At 71.1% G+C, this 21845-nt stretch carries 17 protein-coding genes; 13 read left to right on the plus strand and 4 right to left on the minus strand.

From position 1 onward, the window contains the following. Positions 1 to 169: 169 nt before the first annotated feature. Together AC069R_RS04925 and AC069R_RS04930 are read left to right on the plus strand one after the other, a co-directional pair. Entirely contained in the window at positions 170 to 1699 is a 1530-nt protein-coding gene (locus tag AC069R_RS04925) for an AMP-binding protein (RefSeq protein ID WP_478764578.1), read from the plus strand. A gap of 271 nt (positions 1700 to 1970) precedes the next feature. Then, a complete protein-coding gene (locus AC069R_RS04930; RefSeq protein WP_478764579.1) occupies positions 1971 to 2306 on the plus strand; it encodes a hypothetical protein in 336 nt (111 codons plus the stop codon). A 342-nt stretch (positions 2307 to 2648) separates the two neighbouring features. Here AC069R_RS04930 and AC069R_RS04935 read toward each other — a convergent pair whose 3' ends face one another. Then, positions 2649 to 4253: an FAD-binding oxidoreductase gene (locus AC069R_RS04935; RefSeq protein WP_478764581.1), complete on the minus strand. Its 1605-nt coding sequence runs from the start codon at positions 4251 to 4253 to the stop codon at positions 2649 to 2651. A 69-nt stretch (positions 4254 to 4322) separates the two neighbouring features. Between AC069R_RS04935 and AC069R_RS04940 the strand changes: the two genes are divergently transcribed. From AC069R_RS04940 to AC069R_RS04975, 8 genes are all read left to right on the plus strand, one after another. Next, positions 4323 to 4961, plus strand: coding sequence for a TetR/AcrR family transcriptional regulator (locus AC069R_RS04940; protein WP_478764582.1), 639 nt, complete (start codon positions 4323 to 4325; stop codon positions 4959 to 4961). A 31-nt stretch (positions 4962 to 4992) separates the two neighbouring features. Further along, positions 4993 to 5145, plus strand: coding sequence for a hypothetical protein (locus tag AC069R_RS04945; RefSeq protein WP_478764583.1), 153 nt, complete (start codon positions 4993 to 4995; stop codon positions 5143 to 5145). A 132-nt stretch (positions 5146 to 5277) separates the two neighbouring features. Then, positions 5278 to 5715 (plus strand): hypothetical protein, encoded by a 438-nt coding sequence (locus AC069R_RS04950; RefSeq protein ID WP_478764585.1) that lies wholly within the window; start codon positions 5278 to 5280, stop codon positions 5713 to 5715. Positions 5716 to 6337: 622 nt separating this feature from the next. Continuing rightward, positions 6338 to 8374: a HelD family protein gene (locus AC069R_RS04955; protein WP_478764586.1), complete on the plus strand. Its 2037-nt coding sequence runs from the start codon at positions 6338 to 6340 to the stop codon at positions 8372 to 8374. Between the two features lie 207 nt (positions 8375 to 8581). Further along, positions 8582 to 9073, plus strand: a complete 492-nt coding sequence (locus AC069R_RS04960; RefSeq protein WP_478764588.1) for a hypothetical protein — start codon at positions 8582 to 8584, stop codon at positions 9071 to 9073. A gap of 55 nt (positions 9074 to 9128) precedes the next feature. Next, positions 9129 to 10685, plus strand: coding sequence for a trypsin-like serine protease (locus tag AC069R_RS04965; RefSeq protein WP_478764589.1), 1557 nt, complete (start codon positions 9129 to 9131; stop codon positions 10683 to 10685). Between the two features lie 196 nt (positions 10686 to 10881). Continuing rightward, positions 10882 to 14430 carry an ALF repeat-containing protein gene (locus AC069R_RS04970; RefSeq protein ID WP_478764591.1) on the plus strand — a complete coding sequence of 1183 codons (3549 nt, stop codon included), beginning with the start codon at positions 10882 to 10884 and terminating at the stop codon, positions 14428 to 14430. Between the two features lie 12 nt (positions 14431 to 14442). Then, positions 14443 to 14754: a hypothetical protein gene (locus AC069R_RS04975; protein WP_478764593.1), complete on the plus strand. Its 312-nt coding sequence runs from the start codon at positions 14443 to 14445 to the stop codon at positions 14752 to 14754. A gap of 80 nt (positions 14755 to 14834) precedes the next feature. On the opposite strand, the gene AC069R_RS04980 is transcribed toward AC069R_RS04975, so the two are convergent. The 3 genes from AC069R_RS04980 to AC069R_RS04990 form a co-directional block, all read right to left on the minus strand. Beyond that, entirely contained in the window at positions 14835 to 15635 is an 801-nt protein-coding gene (locus AC069R_RS04980) for a hypothetical protein (RefSeq protein ID WP_478764594.1), read from the minus strand. A 494-nt stretch (positions 15636 to 16129) separates the two neighbouring features. After that, positions 16130 to 17794, minus strand: a complete 1665-nt coding sequence (locus AC069R_RS04985) for an MFS transporter (protein WP_478764595.1) — start codon at positions 17792 to 17794, stop codon at positions 16130 to 16132. 512 nt (positions 17795 to 18306) lie between these two features. Then, positions 18307 to 19023, minus strand: a complete 717-nt coding sequence (locus AC069R_RS04990) for a TetR/AcrR family transcriptional regulator (protein ID WP_478764597.1) — start codon at positions 19021 to 19023, stop codon at positions 18307 to 18309. A 129-nt stretch (positions 19024 to 19152) separates the two neighbouring features. Between AC069R_RS04990 and AC069R_RS04995 the strand changes: the two genes are divergently transcribed. The 3 genes from AC069R_RS04995 to AC069R_RS05005 all read left to right on the plus strand — a co-directional run bounded on the left by AC069R_RS04995 (position 19153) and on the right by AC069R_RS05005 (position 21459). Beyond that, positions 19153 to 19929: an SDR family NAD(P)-dependent oxidoreductase gene (locus tag AC069R_RS04995; protein WP_478764599.1), complete on the plus strand. Its 777-nt coding sequence runs from the start codon at positions 19153 to 19155 to the stop codon at positions 19927 to 19929. A 566-nt stretch (positions 19930 to 20495) separates the two neighbouring features. Then, a complete protein-coding gene (locus AC069R_RS05000; RefSeq protein ID WP_478764601.1) occupies positions 20496 to 21044 on the plus strand; it encodes a DUF3152 domain-containing protein in 549 nt (182 codons plus the stop codon). A gap of 250 nt (positions 21045 to 21294) precedes the next feature. Beyond that, positions 21295 to 21459 (plus strand): hypothetical protein, encoded by a 165-nt coding sequence (locus tag AC069R_RS05005; RefSeq protein ID WP_478764603.1) that lies wholly within the window; start codon positions 21295 to 21297, stop codon positions 21457 to 21459. Positions 21460 to 21845 lie beyond the last annotated feature (386 nt).

The following is a 21845-nucleotide window of genomic DNA, read 5'->3' on the forward strand; positions in this document are numbered from 1 at the left end:
CGACACATGGTTGGCCCAGGCAACCTTTTGATACGGGTGTGCCGCCATCCCGTGTGGAGTAACGCCCACGCGACCGAGGCCATGAGGCGCGCGTCTCCTGTCCCCCCACACATGAACAACCGTCAGGCCGGTCCGCGCACCCCTGCGTCCCGGCTCAGGAGGATCACACATGTCCGATGTCGCCCCACGTTTCCGCAGCCATGTGGAGGACATCCTCGATGCCCTGCGGGAGAACCCGGACCGCGAGGCACTGGTACACGGTGACCAGCGGGTCACCGCGGGCGAGTTCCGCACCCTGGTGCACCGGATGGCGTGGGCCCTGCAAGCCCAGGGCATCGAGCGCGGTCAGACGGTGACGCTGCTCAGCGGCAACCTGCCGGAGGCCGTGGCCGTGCGTTATGCGGCCAATCTGATCGGCGCCCGCGTCAACCACCTGTACGGCAAGCTCGCCGCCGACGTCCAGGCCGCGATCGTCCGCGACGTGGAGAGCCGGGCACTCGTCGTGGACCCGCGGATGACCGACCGGGCCGCCGACATCACCGAGTCGGTGCCGGTCAAGTCGGTGCTGGTGCTCGGCCCGACCGAAACCGGCGAGGACCTGCTGGCGCTCGCCGCGGCCCAGCCCGCGGACCCCTTCCCGAGCCAGGCCCAGCCGGACGACATCTGCGCCATCCGGCACACGGGTGGCACCACCGGCCACCCGAAGGGCATATGCACCACTTACCGGCAGGTGCAAGCACAGCGCTCCGCGCGCCCGCTCGACGAGTCCGCCGCCCTGACGCGCCGCCAGCTCGTCGCCACCACCATCGCCCACGCCGCCGGCCTGCTCATGGACGCCGTGCTGGAGTACGGCGGCGCCGTGGTCCTGCTCGACGACTTCGAGGCGGGGCAGGTGCTCGAGACCATCGAGCGCGAACGCATCACCCACCTGTGGCTCCTGCCGCCCCTGCTCTACCAGTTGCTCGACCACCCGCGCATGGAGCACACCGACACCTCCACGCTGCGTCAGGTCCTCTACGGCGGCTGCCAGGCGTCTCCGGCGCGACTGGCCGACGCCGTACGCCGCCTCGGTCCCGTGCTGATGCAGGGGTACGGTCAGAACGAGGCGGGCCTGATCAGCACCCTCTCCCCGGCCGACCACGCCCACCCCGAGCGGCTGCGCAGCGCGGGGAAGATCCTGGACGGTGTCGAGGTCGAGATCCGCGACGAGGACGGCAACGCGCTGCCCGACGGCGAACACGGCGAGATCGTGGTGCGCTCGGACATGGTCATGCAGGGCTACTGGAAGCAGCCGCAGCTCACCGCGGAGATCCTTAAGGACGGCTGGCTGCACACCGGCGACATCGGATTCAGGGACGCGGATGGCTACTTGACCGTGGTCGACCGGCTGAAGGACATGATCGTGGTCGTCGGCGGCCACGTGTACACCACCGAACTGGAGGACCTGCTCAACAGCCACCCGCAGGTCCGGCAGAGCGCCGTCTTCGGCGTCCGCGACGAGGACCGTATGGAACGCGTCCACGCCGCCGTGCTGCTCGCCCCCGGCGCCACGACCGACGCGGACGACCTGCGTGCCTTCGTACGTGCCGAACGCGGGCCGATGTACGAGCCGGCCGTCATCACCTTCCCCACCGAACTGCCCCTCACCGACGTGGGCAAGCCCGACAAGAAGGAACTGCGCCGCCGCGCCACGGCGTAAGCCCGCGCGGTACGGGGAGACGGTCCCCGCCACTTCGCAACGTCCCCGTGACGACCGCGGTGGGGGTGGTCGACGCGAGCAGCGAACCACCCCCGCCGCCAGACCTTGTGCCGGACGCCCCGGAGTTCTCCGGGGACGCGACCGTGAACAGCCAAGGGCGGTGTCACGTTGTGAGCATGGCTCGATTCGTGTCACTCGAATGAGTTGGTATGTGCGATTTCTCCTGGGCAGAGTCCTGAGAGGAACTGTCAGGTCGACTTGGGGAGCAGAGTTGAGGAATCGCACCATCGCCGCCGTGGCCGTCGCCGCCGCACTGATCGGACTGGGCACCGCGCTGCCCGCGTCGGCCGCCCCGACACACGCCGTTGCCCGCTCCGGCCTGGACTGCACCACCTGGATCCACAACAACGACCCGTTGACCGGCGGGGTGGACTGCACCAACAACACCAACGCCCCGGTCACCTTCCACGCCGACATCGTCTGCGGCTGGGCACCGGACGTCCAGGGCAACTCGGTGACGGCCCAGCCGGGCCAGACCGAGGAGTCGTCCGGTCACTGCGCCATCTACTCCACCGGCATCGGCCACATCGGCTGGACGGTGGAATAACCCGGCATCCGCTCGTCCCTGGAATCGGTGCGGCCTACTTCGTCTGTGCGGTGGTCGCGGGCAGAGGCCTGGCGGATGCGTGTCGGCCGGTCGGCCGAACTGGCGCCTGGGCATAGCCGGTTGCGTTCATCGGTGCAGGGGGCCGGAGGGCACAGCGGTACTCGGGCGTATCCCGCCCGAGGGGGATCCCGTGGCCGCAGCCAAGCGGCCGCAGCCGTCCGTCATACCCATGAGCACACCCGGTCGCTGTACCGGTGGCAGCCCGAGTGGCGGGCGCGATGCTGTCGGAGGACCGGCGCGGGAAAGCCGTCGCGGCAGCCCCCCGCCCGATTGCCCGTCTTGTCAGTCGAGCAAGACGCCGGGGTTGAGGATGCCCTGGGGGTCCAGGGCGTTCTTGACGGCGTGCAGCGCCAGTGCGAAGGGCTCCGGGCGTTGGAGGTCGTAGCCGGAGCGGTGGTCGCGGCCGACGGCGTGGTGGTGGGTGATGGTGGCGCGGTGGCGGTGCAGGACCTCGGTCGCGGCGGCTTTGATCTCGTCCCAGACCTCGACCTCGTCGCCCGGCCGGCCGGCGACGGCCACGGTGAAGTAGGGCGCGGCGCCGTCGGGATAGACGTGGGTGAGGCGGCAGTTGATCGTGGCCGGGTGGCCGGTGGTCTTCGCCGCGGCGGCGCCGACCTCGGTGCGGACGGCATCGATCAGGGCGGGAATCGTGTCCCAGGTGGCGGCGGTCTCGAAGGTCTCCACGACGGCCCCCATGCGGGCCAGTCCATCGCGCAGGTAGGGCATGCGCAGGAACGCCGAGCGCCAGGCGCCCACCGCCGCGTCGGCCGGGGCGTCGCGATCCGCCCCGGCCGCCTCGCCGCGACCGCCGTGGGCGCGGGCCAGGTCCACGGCGACCGCGAGGCGGTCGTCGACGGGGGCGGTGGCGGACTCGAAGCCCAGGACCAGGACGGCGGAACCGTCGTGGGAGGCGCCGGACATCCGCGCCTCGCCCGCGTCGAGCAGGCGGCAGTTGGCCGGGGCGAGGTCGGACTGGGCGATGGCCCGTACGGCGTCCAGCGCGCGGTGGAAGTCGGCGAAGGCCACGGACGCGGAGGCCCTGTGGCGGGGGCGCTCCTGCAAGCGCATCCACGCCTCGGTGATGACGCCGAGCGCGCCCTCGGAACCGAGGAAGAGCCGGTCGGGCGACGGTCCCGCGCCGGACGCGGGCAGCCGCCAGGACGTGCCCGCCGCGGCGGGTGTGACCACGCGCAGAGACTGCGCGAAGTCGTCGATGTGGGTGCGGACGGTGGCGTAGTGGCCGCCGGCGCGGGTGGCCAGCCAGCCGCCGAGGGTGGAGAACTCGAAGCTCTGCGGGAAGTGCCGCAGGGTCAGGCTATGGGGCCGCAACTGGCCTTCCAGCGCGGGACCGAGGGCTCCGGCCTGGATGCGGGCTGAGCGGCTGGCGGTGTCGATCTCCAGGACGCGGTCCATCGCGGTCAGGTCGAGCGACAGTACCGCGCGGTGGGTGTCGCCGCGGTACTCCACGCCGCCGACCACCGAGGAACCGCCGCCGAAGGGGATGACGGCCACGCCGTGCTCGCCGGCCCAGTCCAGCAGGTCGGCCACGTCCTGGTCACCGGCCGGGTGGGCCACGAGGTCGGGGATCCGGCCGGGCCGGCCGCGCAGGGCCCGGATGACGTCGCGGTACGCCTTGCCCATGGCGTGGGCGGCACGCGGCCGCGGCTCGGCCGTGACCAGGTGCGCCAGGGAGGGCGGGGGTGTCACGGCGGGGCGGCCGATGGCCAGGTCGGCGACGCGGGGTATCGGCAGCGGGCGGGCCAGAGTTCCCGGCAGCAGGGCCCCCAGCGCGGCGCATTCGGCGTCGTCGAGGCGGGCGTCGGCGTAGCCCCAGCCCCACCAGGAGCGGGGGCGGGAGGCGCGGGGGTGGGGCGCGGCGGCAGGCATGAGTGTGCTCCCGGCGGAGTCCAGTGAATTTACCCGTTGGTAAATTACCCTAGGGTAAGATCCGTTCCCATGACAACGCTCTCGTCCAGGGCCGGTACCAAGGGCGTGCCGAGGGCCGCGCGCGAACGGCAGGTCCTCGCCGCCGCCACCGAGGAGTTCGGCCGGCACGGCTACGAGGCCACGACCGTGGCCGCCATCGCCACCCGCGTCGGCGTCACCAAGCCTCTCCTGCACCAGTACTTCGGCAGCAAGCAGGACCTCTACCTCGCCTGCCTCACCCCGGTCGGCGACCGGCTGCTGGCCGGCATCCGCGCTGCGATGGCCGCACACGACACCGGCGCACCGCCCACGCCCCTGCGCGTGCTGAACGCGCTGTTCAGCGCACTCGACGGACAGCGCGAGGCATGGTTCGTCCTGTACGACCCCTCGCTGCCGCCGGACAGCGAAGCCGCCCGCCGCGCGGCCCACTACCGCGACGCCATCGACGAACTCGCCGCCACCGGCACCGCGGACCTCCTGCACGCCGCCGGAACCAGCGACCCGCTCGACGCCGACGCCCTCACCTACGCCTGGCGCGGCCTGTGCACCGCCTTGGTTCGCTGGTGGATCAACCACCCCGACCAGTCACCCGACGCCATGACCCGCCGCTGCGCCCGGCTCCTGCGAGCCGCCCACACCATCCTGGCCGTCGGCGACGACGACAGGTAAGCCGGACCGCCGCCCTCTTCCCGAGAACCGGGTGCCCCCCATCACCTACGAGCGCATCCGGAATTGGGACGAGTTCGATCCCGCCCGCCACCCGTTCGACTGGGACGAGGACGAGGACACCCGCCTCCGCTCGTTGGTCCGCGAGTGGGTGCCACCCGTACTCTCCGGGAGAGCCGGCTGGTGACACGGCGAACGCTGGTGTGAACGTCAGATAGACGGGGTCATTCGGGAACGCTACGGCACCTGGGCCTGGGGGTGGAGCTGGTGCTCCTACGACGGCGGGCCCATCGGCAACTGGGTCAGCGGGCCGGCCTCGGTGACGACCCCCGACGAGACCGCGGAACGCGTCGTATCCGCGCTGTTGGAGTGGCGGGAGTGGCTGGAGCGAACGGCTCAGCGCTTCGCCGAACTGGCGCCGCCGCCCGACGCCGCACCCGGAGACCGCAGTTGGCACCTGGAGCGGGCCTGCGTCCGGCTCGTGACCCACACGCTGGACTCGGGCGCGGAGGGCGGCTGGTACGGTCAGGCCTCGATCGTCCTGAGCTGGTTCCTCACCAGTACCGGCATGGACCGAGCCGACGCCGCGCGAGCGGTGGAGAGCGCGATCGGCGGCCGGTTCGAGAGCTGGGTCACCCCGGAACGGACGCTGATCGAATCCGTCGGCGAGGACCTGGCCACCGCCCTCACCGGCCACGCCCCGTACCAGGACCACCGTGAGAGGGCGGCTCTGGAGGACCTCCATGACCGCCGGTGACAGCCTTTCGGCCTGGCTGCGCGTGCGCCGTGAGGCCGACTGGCGACACGCACCGGCCCTCCAGCGGGTCCCACCCGACCGTGACGGGTTCCGGTCCTGGAGCGAGGGGCCGGTGCGCCGACGCGACCCGACGCGCGCCGAGCGCCTGCTCGCCGCGTACGCCTTGGTCCGAGAAGACGCCGCCCGCCGCACACCACTGGACTTCGCTCTGCTTGCCGGTTGGCAGTGCGAAGTCCTCGGTATCCCAGAGGCACCGTTCCGTGCGGGCGACGCCTATGCGAAGGCCGGCCGCGAGCACTACGGCCTGACCCCGCGAACCCGCCGACCTCGCCACTCTCATCGGCGTGCTCAATCGCCGCTGGCCTCGGTAACCCGGTGGGCTACGCGAAACCGATTCCGAATTAAGACAGACGGGCATCCGGAACACAATTACTCGATATGCGGAACAGCGGAATGCGGTCAGCCGGACATGGATTCATTCCTGAGGGCATAGCTTCATCAACCAAGTCAAGACTTACCTTCAGAGAACCGCGACCTTATGGTGTGGCTCGAATCGAAGGAGACCCCTTTGTCGAAAATGAATGATTCCGCTGCGCGCGCCATTGACATGGAACAGGATTATGTGTCCTCCTTGTACGAGTTGCTCACCGAGCGGCTTTCCGAGGCGCGAGCGCACCGAGCGGACGTGCTGAAGGCCCCGGCGGACAGCGCCGGTGAGGCATACGAGAGAGAACTCGCCGCCGAGCGTCTGACCAAGGAGATCGGCCGGCTGGAGGGCGCCGAAAAGGGGCTGGTCTTCGGGCGCATCGACTGGACGGACGGCACCACCCTGCGCATCGGACGGATCGGCCTGCATACCCAGGAGGACGACCTGCCTCTCCTCGTGGACTGGCGCGCGAACGCGGCGCGGCCCTTCTACGAGGCGACCCCGGTCCACCCGATGGACCTGCGGCGGCGCCGGCACCTGCGCCTTGAGGAACGCACGGTCGTCTCGGTGAGCGACGAACTCCTGGACGGCACCGCCCCGACCGACGGCGACATCGTGGGGGACGGCCCGTTGACCGACGCCCTGGCGGCACGTCGTACGGGCAGGATGCACGCGGCCGTCGCGACGCTGCAGGCCGAGCAGGACGAGATCGTCCGCTCCGCCCACCGCGGAGTGACCGTCGTACAGGGCGGCCCCGGCACCGGCAAGACGGTGGTCGCCCTGCACCGCGCGGCCTACGTCCTGTACGCGTTCCCGCGCGCCGCGGAGGAGGGCGTCCTGGTGGTGGGCCCGAACGCCCGCTTCCTCGACTACATCTCCCAAGTCCTTCCCTCGCTCGGTGAGAACGACGTCGACCTGGCGACCTGCCGGGAACTGGCCGGAGTGTCCACGGACGCGGCCGACCCGTTCGACACGGCGCGGCTCAAGGGCGGCTCCGACCTCGCGGACGCCCTGGCCGGCCTGCTGCGCGCCCACCGAGCCCCCGCCGGTGACTTCACCGTGCGCGTCGGACGGGAACTGGTTCACCTGTCCGGTGAGGAAGTCGCCACGGCACGCGACGCCGCCGTGGCAGCCGTACCGGGGCACAACCCCGCGCGCCAGGTGTTCAAAGAGCTCTTGGCCGACGCCGTCACCGACGCGATGCGACGAGACATGGGCGACCTCCTTGAGCAGATCGACGCCGACGCCGAAAGGATGACGGGCATCGACCTCGACCGGTTCACGGGAGCCGCTCGGCATCGTGCCGAAGGTGCGGCCGATTCGGATCCGGTCCACGAGCCGGACGTGGACGCCATCCGGGCCGATCTCCTCCAGGACGCGGGCGTCGACCGAGCGGTCGAAGCGTTGTGGCCGCGGCTGGCAGCCGGTGACCTCGTGAAGGCGCTCCTGACGGACGCCGGCGCTCTCGCCGCGCACCTGCCCCGCCTGACCGCGCAGGAGCGGTCCCTTCTGCTGCGCGGTCCGGACGACCCGTGGACCGACGCCGACGCGCCGTTGCTGGACGAGGCGGCGAACCTGGTCGACGGCCCCCCGGAGCGGACGTACGGGCACGTCGTCGTCGACGAGGCGCAGGAACTGACCGCCATGCAGTGGCGGATGATCGTCCGCCGCTGCCCGGCACGGGCGATGACGCTGGTGGGCGACTTCGCCCAGGCCGGCCCGGTCGCGACCGCACGCGACTGGAAGGAGGCACTGAGCCCCCACACCGGACCCCGGTTCAAACTGCACAGCCTGACCGTCAGTTACCGCACCACGCAGCAGATCCTCGACAGCGTCCGGGACCTGCTCACGCGGATCGCCCCGGACCAGAAGCCGACACGGTCGCTGCGAAGCGGTGAGAGCCCCCGCACCGTGACCACATCTCCGGAGGGGTTGGTCACCGCCGTCGTCCGGGAACTCCGCGCCCAGAGCACCGCGCATCCGGGCGAGCTTCTGGGAGTGATCTGCGCGGACACCAGGGTGAGCGAGCTGACGGCCCAGGGCATCGCGCACCACGCACGCGTCGTACCCGCGTCCGAAGCGCGCGGCCTGGAATTCGACGGTGTCGTCGTCCTGAACCCCGAGGAAATCGTCACGGCCCGCCCCGGCGGGGAGCGGGACTTGTACGTAGCCCTGACCCGCGCCACCAAACGCCTCTGCACCATCACCGTCCAGCCGTACGCCCCCTCCTGACTGTGCATCTCCTATGAAGGTTCCGTGAATTACCTGTGGCGATGATCACGTTGTCTTGTATCTGACGCCGCTTTAGAGTCCCACTCGACCACTTATTTTTGCTTTACATCTGTGCGCGGGGGATTGCAGATGTTCCATCGTCATGCCCTCACCCGTGCCTGGAAAGGAATTCGGGTGACTCCTCGTATGCGCAGGATGCTTCCCGTCGTGGGGGCTGCTGCCGTTCTGGCGCTGGTGGGCACGCCGATGCTCGCGTCCGCCGACCCGCAGCCGACAGGGGGAACGACGGGAGCCACGCCACCGTCCGCGGTGGAGGACTACGCCTATCCGAACGCGGATCAGATCCAACGGGACCAGGGCATCAAGCTGATCAAGGGCGACGGGCACATCACCTTCGCCACGTGCGACGACTCCGCCCAGCAGATCAAGGTCCTCACCGTGCAGGGGCAGAGCGGCAATCCGCAGGGCGCGTACTGCTTCAAGGCGAACGCGAAGTCGGGGTACCTCACCCTGGAACTGGGGCGGGTGTTCGCCCTGGAAACGGCCGACCACCCGATCAGCGCGGACCTGAGGCCGCAGGCGGATCCTGCGGCACCCGCCAAGACGGTGACCGTGGACAAGAACGGCTACCAGAGCGTGGGCGAGGGCGCGGCCGGTGGTGCACCGTCCGTGCTCCTGGAACTGCGGGTCACCGGCTGACCCGGTCCACCCGCCTGCCCTCCCTCCGCTCTCGCACCACAGCAAGGAACTTCGCATGTCTGGTTTTCGTCCGCGTGCCGCGTGGACCGGCGGCCTGATCGCCGCCACTTCGCTGGCCGTCTCCCTGACCGCCGCGCCCGCCCCCGCCGTATCCGGCCCGGTCGCCCCTGACACGGTCTCGGCCGCCACGGCCCGGCTCGATGTCGGCGGCCGGCGCGGCTGTTCGGCCACCCTGGTGGCCCCGCAGTGGCTGCTGACCGCCGCGAGCTGCTTCACCGACACCCCAGGTGGCACGCTCGCGTCCGGCGCGCCGAAGCTGAAGACGACCGCCACCCTCGGCGGCAGCACCCAGCAGGTGGTGAGCCTGGTACCGCGCACGGATCGCGACGTGGTCATGGCCCAACTCGCCAAGCCCGTCACCGGTGTCACTCCCGTCCGGGTGGCGGCCGCCGCGCCCGCCACCGGGGACCAGGTCCAGGCCGCGGGGTTCGGACGCACCCATGACGAGTGGGTGCCCGGCCAGGTCCACGCGGCCGCTTTCACCGTCCAGAACACCGCCGCCACCACCCTCGACCTGGCCGGCACGTCGGACGGCGCCGCCATCTGCAAGGGCGACACCGGCGGTCCGGTGCTGAGCGCCACCGGGACGGTCGTGGGCGTCAGCAGCCTGTCCTGGCAGGGCGGTTGCCTCGGCACCGATCCGGCCGAGACCCGCACCGGCGCGGTGGCCGCCCGCGTCGACGACCTGTCCTCCTGGGTCCAGCAGGTCGCCTACGCCCCCGTCTTCGCGGCCGCCCCGTGGAAGCACGCGGTACAGATCACGGCCGGCTACTACGCGGGTGATTCCGCGGGCGGCACCCGCCACATGGACCTGATCGTCGTCTGGGACGACGGCGAGGTCACCCTCTACCAGGGCGGCTACGGCAACGACCCCGCCCGGCCCTTCGCCGCGGAGCACCAACTGCAGCCCGAGAAAAGCATCTGGACCCACGCCGTCAACGTGACCAGCACCAACACCGGCGGCCGCACCGACGCGGTCGTGGTGCGCTGGACCGACGGCGAGATGACCCTCTACACATCCGTCGACGCCAAGGGCTTCCACGGCGAGAAGCAGCTCGCCCCGCCGAACAGCGCCGCCTGGAAGGACGACGCCCAGCAGCTGACCGGCGGCCGCTTCACCGCGAAGGGCCTCCGCGACGACCTCCTGGTCACCTGGAAGGACGGCCACGTCTCCGTCTTCAGCGACCTGGCGGCCAACGGGCTGAAGAAGCAGACCCAGACCGTCGCCAAGAACACCACCTGGCCCTACGCCCAGAAACTCGCCACCGGCTCCTTCACCGGCAAGGACACCGACGACCTGCTGGTGCGCTGGATCGACGGTGAGACCACCATCTACCCCGGCATGACCGGCAAGGCCCTGCCCGGCGAGATCAAGGTCCGGCCCGCCAAGTCGAACTGGACCAACGCAGCCGCGCTCACCGCCGGCGCCTTCACCACCGGCACCACCGCCGACGACATCCTCGTCCGCTGGAACGACGGCCACGTCAGCCTCTTCACCGGGGTCGACGCCAAGGGCCTCCACGACGAAATCCAGCTCGCCCCCGCCGGCTGACACACCGGCACGGTCCTTCCGGGGCGGCTCGCCTACGACCGCGCGAGCCGCCCCGAGGCACCGCGCTGCCCAGGAGCCGGCGACCGTGTCCCCGGCGGCACGGACACGCGGTGCACCCCCCCAACCGAAAGAACGAATCGAGTCCGCAGTGACACATCTACGACGCCCACGGCGCGTGGTAGCGGGGGCTCAGCGCGTGATCCGCGTGCTGTGCCTGTGCCTGCTGCCCAGCGCGCTCGTCCTGGGCCTGCTGGGGCCCGCGCCCACCCCGGCCGGAGCCGACGCGACCACCCCCGCGGACACCGGTATCTCCGGTGCGCTCCCGGACACCGACCGCGCCAAGGTGGTACGCCTGTGGGAAACGGGCGGCCCCGGCGTGCGGGCCGCCGCCGAGGTCGCTCTCGTCGGCAGCGACGACGACGTCAAGAACTTCCTCTCCCAGGCCCCGGACATCGCCGTCCAGGACGAGCGGGTGTCCGTCGCCCAGTTCGCCAGTGTGGGCGGTCTGAGCCTCCAGGACGCCGCCCGCAAGGCGCTCGACGGGACACCGGACGACCTGAAGGCGTTCTTGAAGGATGGCTGGAAGGCACCGCTGGAGCAGGACCAGCGGGTCCGCGTCGCGCAGATCATCGACGCAGGCGGCCCCGAAGTGCAGAAGGCGGGCCGCGCCGCGCTCAACGGCACCGCCGAGGACATCAAGAAGTTCCTCGCCAACGACCAGTACAACGACCGGGAACAGGACGAGCGGGTCGAGGTCGCCCAGATCATCGCGGCCGGCGGACCGAACGTCCAGGCGGCCGGCCGTATCGCCATCAACGGCACCCCGGACGACATCCACGAGTTCCTCCAGGTCGGCCAGTACGTCTCCCGTGCCCACGACCAGGAGCACGCCACGATCGCGCAGCTCGCCGACCAGGCGGCCAAGGCGGGCAAACTGGCCGGGCAGCAGACCCGGGCCGCCAAGGACGCCTCCGCCCGGGCGGTGACCGCGGCGAAGCTGGCGAAGGCGGCGGCGCAGAAGGCCGCGGCCGAGACCGAGGCCGCGCGCAAGGACACCCAGCACGCGGCTGCCGCCGCCGCCCGTGCCGCGAGCGCCGCCAAGCAGGCCGCGACCGCCGCGCAGACGGCGATCGACGCGGCCAACGCCGCCACCAACGCGGCGCGGGTCGCCGCCAACGCCGCCTCGGCCGCCGCCGCTGCCGCTGACGGTGCCGCCAACGCGGCCGCCCAGGCCCGGAACGCCGCCGCGAACGCGGCCGTCGACGCCGGCCAGGCAGGCGCCGCACGCAAGGCGGCCGAGCAGGCCCGGAACGCCGCCGCGGGAGCTCACGCCGCTGCCCAGGCCGCCGACTCGGCCCACACCGCCGCCGCCCAGGCCGCGGACGCGGCGAAGGCGGCAAGCGGCGCCGGCAGCGACGCCACCGATGCCGCGAACGCGGCCGACCAGGCCAACACCCTGGCCGACGAGGCCGGCGCCCACTCCGCCGACGCCGCGAACGCCGCGGCCAGCGCGCACCGGCACGCTCGGGAGGCCAGCCGTGCCGCCGGCGCCGCCGAATCGCTGGCCCAGGAGGCCGCCACCGATGCCGGTGAGGCGCGTGACGCGGCGAACGACGCGGCCACGCGCGCGGAGAACGCGGCCAAGGCGGCAGACGACGCCGCCGCCCACGCCGGTCAGGCGGCAACCGCAGCCAAGCAGTCCGCCGCGCACGCCAAGGAGGCCAAGACGGCCGCCGACGCCGCCAGCGCCGCGGTCGCCAAGGCCCAGAAGGTCCACGACCTCGCGGTCCGCATCGACACCGAGCAGCTGACGGCGTGTACCAACGAGGCCATCGACCGGGCCCAGGACCTCAAGGCACAGGAGGACCAGCGCACCGCGGCCCAGCAGGCGGCCACGCAGCAGGCCAAGGACCTCAAGGCCGCGGCGGCCAAGCTCGCCGACCAGGCGTCCCAGCCCGGCGCGGATGCCGCTCAGCTCGCCCCCGAAGCGCGCAAGGTGGCCCTGGCGACGGCGAAGACCGGTCGCCCGTGGAGCCAGTCGGCCGCGCTCGTGGCCCTGGCCGGCTCCGACACGGACATGACCGACTACATCCGCACCGGCCGCCAGGACGCGAGCGTCCAGGACGACCGCCAGGACGTCGAACACCTCGCGGAAGCCGCCGGATCGGCCGACGTCCGCGCCGCGGCAGCCAAGGCCCTCGAAGGCGACGGCGCCACGGTGAGCGCGTTCCTCGACAGCGGCCAGTACGACGCCATGAAGCAGGACATGCGCCTGTACGTCGCCCGCACCATCGCCGCCGCCGGTCCGATCGAACAGCAGGCCGGCCGCACCGCGCTGAACACCGACACCACGGACGCGCTGCGCCAGTTCATCACCACCGACGACGACCAGGCGCGCACCCAGGACGAACGCGTCCGCGCCGCCCAGCTCGCCGACCCCAGGAACAGCGGCAACGGCCCACAGGTCAAGGCCGCGGCGCGGATCGCCCTGGAGGGGCCCTCCGACCTCCTCCACCTCTTCATCACCGTCGGCCAGTACAAGGCGCAGCGTCAGGACCAGCTCGGCGCCACCCACGAATCCCAGATCCAGCAGCTCATCGCGCAGGCCGCGGGCGTGGCCGCCACCGCGCAGAAGAACGCGGCGGAGGCGGGCAAGGCGGCAGCCGACGCCGCCAAGGCCAAGGACGAAGCCGCCGGTTACGCGAAGCAGGCCGCACAGTCGGCCGCGGATGCGAAGAAGTACGCCACGCAGGCCGACGGGTACGCCACGCAGGCCGAGCACTCCGCCAAGGACGCCGCCGCCTCGGCCGCCACCGCCCGCAAGGCCCAGCAGGACGCCGAGAACGCGGCCGCAGCGGCCGTCACCTCAGCGGCGCGGGCCCAGTACTCGGCCACCGCCGCGCGCGGCTCCGCCGACTCGGCCCGTACGGCGGCCCAGCAGGCCCGTGCCTCCGCCCTCGCCGCAGGCAAGGACGCGAACGCCGCGGCGGGCGCCGCGGTGGAGGCTTTCCGGACGGCGGTCAAAAAGCAGCAACAGGAAATCGCCAAGTGGCAGCAGCTCCAGGACAAATGGCATAAGGAGCAATCCGACCAGCAGGACGACGGCAGCTGGGTGCCCGACTGGTTGAAGGACACCGCCAACACGATCGGTGACTACGGCCAGGCGATTCTCGGTAATTCGGATGTCTGGGCAGGTCTGTTCGAGACAGGTGCCGGCATCTTCGGCGTCGGGTCGGGCGCCTCGATCGACGTCGCGGGCGGGGGCCTGTGCCTGACCGTCATCGGCTGCCTCGAAGGAGCACCGGCGATCGTCGTCGGTACGGGGATAGCGGGCGCGGGGATCTACGGCATCACCGACGGCATCGGCAGGTTCAGCAACGGCCTCGGCCAGGCACTGCGCGAGGCCGAGTCGAACGGCGGCGGCGGTTCGCTCAGCTCCGACAAGTACTGGCCCAATGGCAAGGCGTCCGACGTCTGCGGAATCGGGGGCAGCACCGGTTGCGAGCAAGTGGCGGAATCCATTCAGCAGGACATCGGCGGAAACCGCATGCGCGTCACGGACCGCTATGGAGCCCCGACTCTCGGCAAGTACCGTGAACAGGACTCCTTCTGGGGTCACCACGACGTCGTGGTCAAGGACGGCCGTGTATACGATGCCTGGACAGGGCCGGAAGGTGAGTCGCTGGACGAATACCGAGGGAAATTCGAATACGGCGACGACCTGGTGTTCACCCCGCTCGACTAGAAAGGACGGACGGTGGACTTTCCCACCCGTCTCGGAGACGTCCGCAGAAGGCCCGGTGCTTACGGGCTCGACGGCTCCTACCTGAACTATGTGGCCTTCATCAACGGAGGCGACGCCGCGACAGACGGCGAACTGCTCCGGGGTTTCCGCCCCTGGCTCGCGGAGAAGCTCGGGCACGGCACGAACCTCGTCTGGTGGGCGCTGGTGCCGAAGCTACACGCTGCCGAAACCGGCGCCCCGAGCGATGCCCCGCTCGCCGACGAGGCTCTGTGCGACCGCTTGTTCAGCCTCCTGAGCGAGTACTTCGCCGACGACGCCGCCTGAGAAAGGCGCCGCCACGTCGACACTCCCGGTCCGGCCCGCCACCAACCCGGTGGCGGGCCGGACCGGGGTGGGTGCCGGGATCAGCTGTTGTTCAGGCGTTCCGCCATGTAAGGGCTGCACGCGGAGGACTGGATGCCGTTGGCGGAGACCCAGTATCCGGGCGGGGTGGGGGAGTCGGCGCAGGCGATGATGCCGTTGTAGGCCACGTTCAGGCGACCGCCCAGGTACTGGCCGCAGCTGCTGATCTGGAAGTTCGCGGTGATCACGTAGTTGGCCGGGATCGGCGAGTTACCGCAGAACGTCATGCCGTCGGAGGCGGTGTTCAGCCGGGCGCCGAGATAGATGCCGCAGGCCGCGTTCTGGTAACTGGAGGTGATCACGTAGTTGGCCGGGATGGGCGAGTTGTCGCAGACAGCGATGCCGTTGCTCGCGACGTTGACCGTCTCGCCGTACCACTGCGAGCACGCGTTGTCGGGTCCCTCACTGGTGATCACATAGCCGTTCGGCAGCGATCCATTGGAGTTCCCGCAGATCCGCAGGCCGTTGGTGACCGTGTTGATCCGGCCGGTCTGGTACTGGCTGCAATTGTTGGTGCTGTAGATCGAGGTGACCGCGTAGCCGGTCGGGACCGGGCCGTTCAGGCAGACGGCGAGTCCGTTGGACGGGGGCTGGATGGTCTCGGTCAGGTAGCCGCCGGTACAACTCCCGGTGAGCGACTCCGAGGTGATCACGTAGCCCGGCGGCACCGAAACGTTGCCGCATATGGTGGCGGCCTGGGCGGTACCGGAGAAGAAGAGGACACCGCCCGCGACCAGGGTGAGCGCGGATAACAGGCGTACCAGCCACGCGGTGGCGGAGTTGAGGGGTCTTGGAGAGGCCATGTGCGACTCGCTTCCGATCGGCTGACAGGACTGTCGAGAGATTAGGGTCCGCGCCCGCTGTACGGCCACGGTTGAGCCACGAATAGTTGCCGGGAGTCAGTCACGGCGCAGCCCGCCGTCCGGCCGCCACCGGCGGGGGCAGCAGGTCTGCTTGCACGTAGGAGGACCGCATCGTTCCCGCGCGCCGGATCGCGCCGTTGCCTCTTGCGGCTGTCGGCGCAAGTGCTGTCCTATGGGCTCAGGGTGCGCTGGCGCCGAGTTCGACGGCCAGGACGCCGGTCAGGATCAGGCCGATGTCCATACGAGTGACTTCACCATCCGGACGGCAAGGTGAAGCGGGACGCGTCCGGCGGGCACCCCAGGGCGCCCCGCGGCGAGACGGGAGCAGGATGCTTCGGCTCCGTCCGCGAACCCCACTGATCGCCGTGCGCTGGGGACGGGGGAGTGGCACACGCGCGTGCGGGTGTCGTGAGCGGGACAGGGGTGCGCAATGTTCATCGGAGGTGAGCGTTTTCGGGCCGCCGGCGACGTCCGGTGCGGCGGCCACCTCCGTTCGTCCGCGGTGATCCGCTTTCTTCCCGGCACAGCGCGAGACCGTCGAGCACCGCTGACGGACCCCGGCGCCGAACGCGTCGCCCGCGCCGGTGCCGTCCACCACCACCGTGACCGCGAGCGCGGGCCAGCAACCGTCCCCCCTCGGGCGGCTGGCCGCGGGCGCCTTTGGGGGCGCCGCGACGAAAGGCTGATGCCCGGCCGGTCGGCGGCCTCGGACGGTCTCGGCTTGCGGTGTGCCGGCCGGTCAGGTCTCCGAGGACGCGTCGGCCGCCGGCCTGTTCCGGACGGCGGCGGAAGAGTGGGCCGTACAGTCCTCGGCGGCGTCCGGCCTCCGGCGGCGGCCGACGGCGTGAACGACGAGGGCCAGTACGGCGGTCAGCGCGATGAACACGCAGACGGCGCCCCAGCCCCGCGTGCCCGTAGGCGCGGGCGCCGAGCCAGGAGCCGGCCCCGCCGCCAAGGAAGTTGCAGGTCATGTAGCCGGTGTTGAGACGGCTGCGCTTCTCGGGCCGCAGCGCGAAGATGCGGGCCTGGTTGGCCACCTGGCCGCACTGTACGGCCACGTCGATCAGAAGCAGCCCCACGGCGAGTCCGGCGATGCCGACCGGGCCGCCGATCAGGCCTGTCAGCAGGACGGCGGCGGAGGCGAGCGCGAGCCGCAGGCACCACAGATTGACGCGGTCGGCGCCGTACCTGTCGACCCGGCGGCCGGCCGCGGACGCGAGGAACACGCTGCCTGCGCCGATCAGCGCGAGCAGACCCACGGTCTGGGTGCCCGCGCCGTACGCGGGTCCGGTCACGAGCAGGGCAACCGCGGTCCAGGCCGCGCTGAACCCGCCGAACACGGTGACCTGGAAGTAGACCGAGCGCCGCAACAGGGGCTCGCGCCGCAACAGCCGCAAGGTATCGGCGAGCAGGGTCGGATAGCGTTCCCGGCCGGCCGGGACGCCGCGCGGCAGCGTCAGGCCGAGGACGAGGGCCAGCAACGCGGTGAGGACGGCGGCGACCAGGTACGGTGCGCGCCAGCCCAGGTGCTCGCCGAGCACTCCCCCAAAGGCGCGGGCCAGCAGGATCCCGCCGACCAGACCGGCCTGAAGCGTGCCGGTCACGGCGCCGCGCCGATCCGCTCCGGCCATGCCTGCCGCCATGGGCAGCAGGATCTGCGGAACGACGGTGGCCGCGCCGATCACACCGCCAAGAGCGAGCAGCGGCCCGGCAGCCGGTACGAGCCCGGCGCCGAGCAGGGCCAGCGAGGTCACCGTCAGCAGCGCCGTGACCAGTGGGCGCCGCGGGAGCCGGTCGCCCAGCGGCACCAGCAGGAAGATGCCGATGGCGTAGCCGAGTTGGGTGGCCGTCGCCAGGATCGCCGCCGTGTCGCGGCCGATGCCCAGGTCTCGCGCGACCAGCGGCGTGATCGCCTGCGGGAAGTACACGTTGGCGACGGCGACGCCACAGGCTATCGCCATCACGAGCGGCAGTCGGCCTCCGGTGCCTGCCGCGGTGGCGGGCAGGCGCGGTGTGTCCTGGGGCATGACGACGGAGAGCTCCTGTTGACGGATCACGACGGCTGCGCACCGGACGGTCCGCGAAGCCGAGGTCAGCATGCCACGCGGTGCCGGTCACGGCCCGTGCCATACGACGGCCTCCTGGACAGCGATGCCGACATCGTCTATGGCTTCGCCGCGACCGGTGGCGGTGTGTTGATCCGGAGGACGTCCGAGGGAACGGTGTCTCAGGAAAGAGCGGGAGGTGTGAGGATCCCCGGTCGTCGGGCAGGTGGGCCGGAAGTGGTGACCGGGCTCGTCTGCGGCGGCCGTTTGGCGTGCGGGAGCCCCCGGTACGCACTCCCTCAGAAGCTGTCCGGTCAATTGTGTTCGAAGCCAGATGGGCGTCTATGCCCGAATCCGGATGGGCGCCGGCCGCGCGCTGGCGGGCCCGCACGACGGTGGAGTCGACGGCGATGCCCCAGTCGATGTCGCCGACCGCGCCCTTCCAGGGCCCGAACCGCTCGGGTGCGTCACGCCGGTGCACCCCGAGTCCGAGGTGTGCATTCTCGGGGTGTGGGTCGGACGCCGTGCCTGCGCGGATGGCGGCAGGCGCGGCGGGTGGGTTCTGGTCAGCGCGGCAGGCTGTCGAGGATCAGGTCGAGGGTGAAGTCGAAGCGGTCGTGTCCCGTGCCCGAGGCCAGGTCGGCCGCGTGCTTCCGGGTATTGGGGAACGTGTCGGCGGGCAGCGCGGTGAAGCGGCGGACCAGTTCGTCCTGGCTGAGCACCCAGTCGTCGTCCTCGTGCTTCCTGCGGTGCAGGACCAGGGAGCGTTCCAGCGCGTAGCCCGCCACGTAGAGCGAGAGCGCGTCCATGGCCCAGGCCGCGGCCCGCGGCTGGACGCCTCCAGCGAGCAGAATGGCCAGCAATCCCTCGCTGACGCGCAGGGTCTCCAGATTCGTCGGCACCATGGCCAGCGCGGCCCGCGAGATGCCCGGATACTCCAGGTACAGGTCCCGCAGCTGGACCAGGACGTCCCGCAGCTGCTGCCGCCACGCGGCGGGGTCGGGCTCGGGCAGCACGATACGCGAGCACAAGCGGCCGACGATCAGCTCATCGAGGTCGTCCCGGTTGACGATATGCGCGTACAGGGCGGACGGGGCCGTCCCCAGGACGGCGGTGACACGGCGCACCGTCAGCGCGTCGTAGCCCTCGGTCGCGCACACCTGGAGGGCCGCGTCGGTGATGCGGTCCAGCGTCAGCGGCTTGCGGCGCGGCGCGGGCCTGGGAGCGGTCGTGTCGAGCTGAGCGTGACGGGCGGCGCGGCGCTGCCTGGGGTCGGTCGCCATGGTGCCGACTATAACTCGCTCTGAACTAAGTTCAGCCAGTAGTACTTTGTTCATTGCGTCTGAACAAAGTTCACCTCGACGGGCGGGACACCTCGCCGCCCCCCACCACCTTCTGCAAGGACAACCGCCATGACCGTCAAAACCGCTCTGATCACCGGAGTCGGCCGCCAGGCCGGACTGGGCTTCGCCGTCGCCCGCGAGCTCGCCGAGCAGGGCTTCCACGTCGTCCTCACCGCCCGCCGCCAAGCCGCCGCCGACCCGCTGGCCGCCCGACTGCGCGAGGAAGGCCACCAGGTCACCGCCCTGCGTCTGGACCTGTCGGACCAGGCCGGCATGCGCGAGGCCGCCGACCGCCTCAGCGCGGAATTCGGCCACCTGGACGTCCTCATCAACAACGCCAGCGCCATGCCCGACTTCCAGACCCTGTCCGCATTCGACGCCGACATGGACGACGTGCGCGCCGCGATGGAGGTCTCCGTACTGGGCCCATGGGCCCTGACCCAGGCGCTGCTGCCGCTGCTGGCCGCGGCACCCGCCGCGCGGATCGTGAACGTCTCCAGCCTGTCCGCCCAGCAGATCGCCACTGGCCTGGACCTCGGCGCGCCCCTGCGCTCCCCGGCCTACTCCATGGCCAAGTACATGCTCAACGCTCTGACCACCGTGCTGGCCAGGGAGCTGGCGGACACCCGCATCCTGGTCAACGCCGTTGATCCGGGCAACACCGCCACCCACCCCGAACGCGGCGACGACGAGAACGACCGACCGGCCGCCGAGAGCGCCCGCGACATCGTCCGCGCCGCCACCCTGGGCAGCGACGGCCCCACCGGCCAACTCTTCAGTGGCGGGCACACCTCCGTCTCGCACCCCGCTCCAGGCGTCCCTGCGGCGCCCGATGGCAGGAGATAGGTCCGGCCTGGCGCACCGCCAGGCCGGACGAGGGTATGCCGCATCCCTTTTTGCCGCCTTTCGCGCCCTTTTGGTATCCGGCTTATCTCCAGATGACCTGCTGCTGTGGTGCGGTCCGCCGGATATTCGTTCATGTCAGGCGAGCGTCGGAACGCAAGCCGCGCAGCTGCCCGGACGCGAGCGGTGGTCCCCGCGCCCGGACTGCCCCGAGCGCATGTGCAGGGACCGCTGGCCGGGGCGGCCACGGCTGTTACCGAACGGTCAAAGGCCCATCCAGGTCCGATCACATGGCATGTGCAGGCTGCGCGTTCGTGAGCGCACACCAGACCACCTCTTCGCGGCCCTCCGGCGCTCATCGCCGTGGGCACAGGCGGCGCGCCCGCCGACGACGGCGCGGCCACGTCGCGCTCTGGACCGGACTCGCGCTGCCGGCCGGGCTGCTCTACGGCGGGTACGTGCTCACGGCGCACACCGCGGCGTCCGGCGTCCGCCACGCCGACGCGGCCGACTCGTCGTCGCTGCGGACGGCACCGTCCGGCTCCCGGAGACCGGGACGCGGTCCGTCCGTGACGGATGGGGAGAAGCCGGCGAAGCGCGCCGGAAAGGGGCAGGCGTCGGGCTCCGGACAGGGCACGCCACGAATCCCCTCGACAGGGCCCGGAACCTTCACCACCGCCACCGGCGCCGGCACCGCCTTCGGCGGGACCCGTCGGGTCCTCACTTACAGGGTGGAGGTCGAGGACGGCATCGGAATCCCGCCGAACGACGTCGCGGCCGTGGTCGACCGGGTGCTCAAGGACCCCCGCGGTTGGACGGCCGACGGAAGGACCGGCTTCCAAAGAGTGTCCGGCGAGACCTCCGACTTCCGGGTCCGGCTGGCCACGGCGGGCACGGTGGATCACATTTGCGGAGAGTATGGCCTTGACACCGGAGGCGAGCTGAACTGCGACGTGGGGCAGGACGTCATGGTCAATCTCAAACGCTGGGAAGTGGGCAGCCAGTACTACGCGCACGACATCCCGGCGTACCGGGCGCTGATCATCAAGCACGAGGTGGGGCATTTCTCGGGCACGGCCACGAAGGATGCCCCGGGCCGGGGAAGCCCGCGCCGGTGATGATGCAACAGATCAAGGGACTGCACGGCTGCACCGTCAATGTCTGGCCCTACGACCGCGACGGCCACCTCGTCTCCGGCCCCCCGGCCACGTGACGGATCGTCCGCGGCCCTTCGATCCCCCGACCCGGCAGCCCCGGCACTGCGCGGACCTACGCCGGAGGTCCAAGTTCGCCCCGCACGGCTCAGGTTGCGCCGCGTGCCCAGGTTGCACCTACCGATCCTGGTGACGCCGTCTCGCCGTGCACGTGATGGAAGTGGCCCGAGAAGGACCGCGCAGCACTTTTGAACTCGACGGCGCATCAGGGGAGTTCGTCGATTCCGGCACCGACGTACTGCGGTTCGCCGAAGGGCTGGTACGCGCCAGGCTCGCCAACGCGGGCCAGACCTGCGACGTGCCGGACTACGACTCCTGACGGATGCCTGCCTGGGCCAGGCGAGCCGCTTGGTCAACGGCCATGACAAGCCGCCCGCTCTGCACACCATTACCGGCAGCGACGTCACGCGGCAGCAGCCGGCCTCGAAGGCCGCGTATGGCGCTCAACTGCGCCATGGCAAACCGGCCTCGATGTTCGCGGGGCGTTGACGTCCCTCGCCGCGACCATCCACCGTCCCGACGCCCTCTCGCCCAACCAGCAGACGTTGACATGTAGGAATTTACATGTAACCTTATGAATATCGGATCGGGTCCGTACCCGCCGCCGCCCGCACCCGTTGTCACACCCACCCGAGCGCTGCTCCATGCGCAGCCGGGACCGCCCCCCGGCCGCCGTTCGATTCCCGATCCGGTACGTCGCCCCCC

It is taken from the genome of Streptomyces sp. NPDC043952, from assembly GCF_056435325.1.